The 4,915-nt window shown below is 64.1% G+C and carries 6 protein-coding genes; all 6 read right to left on the bottom strand.

What is annotated here, in order from left to right; genetic code table 11:
- A partial coding sequence (locus tag EOD07_RS22320) for a helix-turn-helix transcriptional regulator (protein WP_164772427.1) occupies positions 1-304 on the bottom strand: 304 nt, incomplete at its 3' end.
- A 140-nt stretch (positions 305-444) separates the two neighbouring features.
- Positions 445-2,031: an apolipoprotein N-acyltransferase gene (lnt, locus tag EOD07_RS22315; RefSeq protein WP_127237004.1), complete on the bottom strand. Its 1,587-nt coding sequence runs from the start codon at positions 2,029-2,031 to the stop codon at positions 445-447.
- A gap of 97 nt (positions 2,032-2,128) precedes the next feature.
- The gene (locus EOD07_RS22310; RefSeq protein ID WP_041001588.1) at positions 2,129-2,599 is read right to left on the bottom strand and encodes a VOC family protein; all 471 of its coding nucleotides are present in this window, start codon (positions 2,597-2,599) and stop codon (positions 2,129-2,131) included.
- A gap of 12 nt (positions 2,600-2,611) precedes the next feature.
- Positions 2,612-3,688, bottom strand: a complete 1,077-nt coding sequence (locus tag EOD07_RS22305; RefSeq protein WP_040986248.1) for a hemolysin family protein — start codon at positions 3,686-3,688, stop codon at positions 2,612-2,614.
- 27 nt (positions 3,689-3,715) lie between these two features.
- Positions 3,716-4,213: an rRNA maturation RNase YbeY gene (gene ybeY / locus EOD07_RS22300; RefSeq protein ID WP_127237003.1), complete on the bottom strand. Its 498-nt coding sequence runs from the start codon at positions 4,211-4,213 to the stop codon at positions 3,716-3,718.
- Between the two features lie 11 nt (positions 4,214-4,224).
- On the bottom strand, positions 4,225-4,915 hold a 691-nt coding region (locus tag EOD07_RS22295), incomplete at its 5' end, for a PhoH family protein (RefSeq protein ID WP_164772426.1).

Below are 4,915 nucleotides of genomic sequence, written 5' to 3'. Positions count from 1 at the left end.
ATTCGATGGCGAAGGCCATCGAGGAGTCTTCGGCAAATCCCCGATTGCCGCCGCCGGTCTCCTCGCCCGGCGCGTCCTCGAAAAAGAAGGCGACGGGAACGCTCAGGATGGAGGCGATCGCCTGCAGACGGCTGGCGCCAACCCTGTTCGTGCCCTTTTCGTACTTCTGGATCTGCTGAAAGGTGATGCCGAGATTTTCACCCAGCTTTTCCTGGCTCATTCCAAGCATATTGCGACGCAGCCGGATACGACTCCCGACATGGATGTCGATCGGATTCGGCTTCTTCTTGTTCTCTTCTGTCATTTTTTCCTCGCCGAATTTTTCCGGCTTTTTCTATTTTGTTCCGCCCATATGAAGCCGGAGCCACCTGCCCCAACAGAACCCTCCAACCGACTTCGAGAAAATTTTAGGCGTTACAGTATGAGTTTCTAATGTGCCGACTGTCAATTCACCCGTAGCCGCTGCCTTACATTCAATGTGAAGGCGGCGAGCGCAAACAGCAACATGATCAGCAATCCGTTAATGCGCCGCTGGTCGGGAGACAGGAGGGCGCGCCCAGAGACCGGCACATTCGCGTCGATGGCGCCGCGCGCGTCGACGGCCAGCGCGTCGACGATGCGCCCGCGCGAATCGACGACTGCCGAGATGCCGTTGTTGGCCGCGCGCAACAGAGGCAATCCATTCTCCACCGCGCGAATCTGGGCCTGCCTGAAGTGTTGATACGGGCCCGGCGTGTCGCCAAACCAGGCGTCGTTGGTGACGTTCACAATTAAGTCAGATGACGCAGCGTCGACGGCGACGAGATCGGGAAAGATCACTTCGTAGCAGATGAACGGAGCAGCGCGCAGGCCACCCGGCACGGCGATCGGATGCCGCTCGTTGCCGGCGGCGAAATTCATCGGCCCGGCGACGAGCTGGCCGATGCCGAAGCGTTCGAAAAGGTCGGCGAAGGGCAGATACTCGCCGAAGGGCACCAGATGCACCTTGTCGACCGCATCGACGATCTCGCCCTTGTCGTTGATCGCCACGACGGAATTGTAATAGCGGCTGCCGGCGCTCGCGGATCCGCCCTCCTCGCGCACGACACCGGCAATCAGCATCTGGCCGTCGGCCAGCATGTCTCCCAACGCCGTCAGCGCGTCCGGACGCTCAGTGAACAGGAACGGCACCGACGTTTCCGGCCACAGGATGAGCTGCGGTTTGGCATGTCCCTCTTCCGGCGCTTTCCCCGATATCCCCAACAAAGTTGCGAAGATGCGGTCGCGCACCGAGGCGTCCCACTTCTCGCTGAGATCGACCGCGGGCTGGACGATGCGGACATCGATCGAGCGCGTCGCCTCGACCGGGGCGGCGAGCCGGAAATAGCCGAAGCCGACATCGGCGGCGACAAGGATGACGAACAAGGCGATGCCCAGCCTCAGATGTCGGCGCGCCGCGACCAGCGCGGGAAGGGAAAACAGGAAGACGGCGAGCGCGTTCATGCCGATCATCCCGGTCACCGACACGCTCTGCATCAGGAGCGGCACCGGCATCGCCGCATAGCCTACGGCGTTCCAGGGAAAACCTGTGAAGAGGAAGTCGCGCAGCCACTCGGCAAGGCCGAAGCCGAAGGCAAGGGCGGCGATGCGGCCGATGTCGCTGCTCCAGAACAGCCGCGCCACCACGGTGGCAAAGCCGTAGAAGAAGGCCAGCGCGAAGGGGATGCCGACAACGGCGAAGGGCAATGCCCAGGCGAAGCTGTCGGCCTCGACCAGCAAGGCCTGACCGATCCACCACAGGCCGGCGAGGAAATAGCCGAAGCCGAACCACCATCCGGTGGCGAAAGCCGGCCTCAGACGCCGGAACCAGCCATCGGAAGCCTCGCCCGTGGCGCCGTCGAGCAGCCAGACGAGCACCGGAAACGAGACGAAGCACACGGCGAAGAAGTCGTAAGGCGCCTGGGCAAGCACCGCCAGCGCTCCGGCGGCAAAGGCCACCAGCGCCCGCCGCCACCCCCAAAGCAGAATTATCCGGCCGGCAAAGCGCTGCATCAAGCTTCCCAAGTCGCGCGAATCAGGGAGCTAGAGATTTAACAGGCTGTACCGCCCGATCCAAACCCGGATAAGCGCGGGCTGACACACGATGGCGCTATCTGTGCCAGCCCTCGATGCGCAGGCCGCTCAGTCGCTCGGCCTCGTCCTTGGGCACAACACGCACGGTGCGGGTGAATGTCCAGACATGTCCTTCGGGGTCACGGGCGCGATATTGACGCTCGCCGTAGAAATGATCCGTCGGCTCTTCCAGAATTTCCGCGCCTGCCGCGCGCGCTTTCTCGCAATGAGCGTCAAGGTCTTGCTGCAAACGGATATAGACGGCTTGCGTGTTCCTGCCACCGACGGAGGCGGGACTGGCGATATGCTCATCCCATTCGGAATCGACGATGATGTAGCCGTCGCCGAAACGCATTTCAGCATGCACGAGCCGGCCGTCGGCATCGCTCACCAGCATGCTCGGCTCGAAGCCGAAGGCCGCCTGCAGCCAGGCCAAGGCCGCGCGCGGATCCTTGTAGAAAACACCCGAGCCCAGAACCGCGTGCTTGAACGGATCGTCGATCGCCATCGGAGGGCGATATCAGGCCTGTTCGGTGCGGGCCGCGCGGCGGCGCTGACGCTCGCCCTTCTGGCTCTGCACGATGCGCACGCGCTTGACGCGGCGCGGGTCGGCGTCGAGCACATGGAACTCGAAGCCCGGAATGGCTTGCACGACTTCGCCCCTGGCCGGGACGCGTCCAAGCGTGTTGAAGATCATGCCGCCGATGGTGTCGACATATTCGCCATGCTCGCCGGCGGCGAAATCCCCGCCGATCATCTTGGCGACCTCGTCGATCTCGGCCTTGCCGTCGACGACGAAGACGCCGTCGCCGGTCTGCGTGATCATCGGCTCGTCGTCGTCATGCTCGTCCTCGATGTCGCCGACCACCATCTCGACGATGTCTTCCAGCGAGGCGAGGCCATCGGTGCCGCCGTACTCGTCGATGACCAGCGCCATCTGCGTGCGCGTCGTCTGCATGCGACCCATCAGGTCGGAGGCCAGCATCGAGGGCGGAACGAACAGCACCTGGCGGATCAGATTGAGATCGCCGATGGTGCGCGCGAGATCGACCTGCGCAAGGTCGAGCGCCGTCGTCACCGGCGCCTTCGCCCTGGCGCGGCCTTTCTTGACGCGGGCGACCTTGGTGATGTGGGCGAGCACGTCGCGGATGTGGACCATGCCGCGCGGATCGTCGAGCGTCTCGGAATAAACCGGCATGCGCGAATGGCCGGACTGCTCGAAAAGGCCGAGCAGGTCGCCAAGCGTGGTGTTGATCTCGACCGCCTCGATATCGGCGCGCGGCACCATGACATCCTCGACCCGCACTTCGCGAAGGCGCAGGATGTTGTTGAGCATGGCGCGCTCGCCAGGCGAGAAGGCACCGGCATCGGTCGCCGTTTCGGCAAGCGCGCCGGCGATCTCCTCGCGCAGGCTGGTGCCGTTGCGGTGCCGGAACAGGCCGAGCACCCGGTCGAAGAGGGAAGGACCGGCATGCGTCGCCTCCGCGGCCGCGCTGCCGGTGGGAATACTCGGACTTGAGCCCTCTTCCGTCTTTTCGGAAGGCTTGGCAGCACTGCCGGCGTCCGGACGGGCGGCAGTTTCTGGTGTGTCGTTCATCGCCATCAGGTCAATTGAGCTTTTTTGTTACGCGTAGGGATCGGGAATGGCAAGCCTCGCAAGCGCCGCGCGCTCGATCGCTTCCATCTCGTCGGCCTCAGCGTCGGTCTCGTGATCATGGCCCAAAAGATGCAGCAGGCCATGGATGACGAGATGGGTGATATGGTTCTCGAGCGGCTTGTCTTCCAGGGCAGCCTCGCGCGCCACCGTCTCGGAGGCGAGCACGATGTCGCCCAGCATCGGCGGCAGAGGACCGCCTTTCGGGAAGGAAAAAGCCGGGAAAGACAAGACGTTGGTGGGCTTGTCCTTGCCGCGCCACTCGGCATTGAGCGTCCGGATATGGGCATCGTCGGAAAAAACGATGCTGAGCTCGGAAGCCCCGCCCGCGCCGGTCTCGGCAAAGGCGGCCGCAACGGCGCGATCGACGAGGCGTGTCAATTCGGCTTCCGCGGGCCAATCGCCGGCCTCGACGAAAATATCGATATCGACCGGCGTTTCGCCGCCGAGTTCCCGATTTGGAGCCATCGCGCCTTTGATCAGCTTTCGGCGCCCAGGCCTCGCGCCAGTTTGCCGTCGCGATCATAGGCCTTGACAATCTCGGCGACCAGCGGATGGCGCACCACGTCGCCCTCGTTGAAGCGGACGGTGACGATGCCCGGCACGCCGTCGAGGATGCGCAGCGCCTCGACCAGCCCCGACTTGGTGTTGGGCGGCAGGTCGATCTGGCTCGGATCGCCGGTGACGATCATGCGCGAGTTCTCGCCGAGACGGGTCAGGAACATCTTCATCTGCATCTGCGTGGTGTTCTGCGCCTCGTCGAGGATCACCGCCGCATGCGCGAGCGTCCGGCCGCGCATGAAGGCGAGCGGCGCGATCTCGATGACCTCGGCGGCGATCGCCCGCTCGACCTTGTCGGCCGGCATCATGTCGTAGAGCGCGTCGTAGAGGGGCCGCAGATACGGATCGACCTTCTCCTTCATGTCGCCCGGCAGGAAGCCCAGCCGCTCGCCGGCCTCGACGGCGGGGCGCGACAGCACGATGCGCTCGACCATGCCGCGTTCGAGCAGCATGGCCGCATGCGCCACCGCCAGATAGGTCTTGCCGGTGCCGGCGGGGCCGATGCCGAAGACCATTTCGGAACGCTCCAGCGCCCGCATATAGGCGTCCTGGGTGAGCGAACGGGCATAGATCGTCTTCTTACGCGTCGAGATCTGGGCGGCGGAAACC

The organism is Mesorhizobium sp. M2C.T.Ca.TU.002.02.1.1, from assembly GCF_003997225.1.
Note: the sequence above shows the minus strand (reverse complement) of the source record. Positions and strands in the feature narration are given on the sequence as shown.

Coding starts and splice junctions, on each gene's coding strand:
- lnt (WP_127237004.1), bottom strand. CDS start 2,031: ATGCAGCGCTTTGCCGGCCGGATAATTCTGCTTTGGGGGTGGCGGCGG.
- EOD07_RS22310 (WP_041001588.1), bottom strand. CDS start 2,599: ATGGCGATCGACGATCCGTTCAAGCACGCGGTTCTGGGCTCGGGTGTT.
- EOD07_RS22305 (WP_040986248.1), bottom strand. CDS start 3,688: ATGAACGACACACCAGAAACTGCCGCCCGTCCGGACGCCGGCAGTGCT.
- ybeY (WP_127237003.1), bottom strand. CDS start 4,213: ATGGCTCCAAATCGGGAACTCGGCGGCGAAACGCCGGTCGATATCGAT.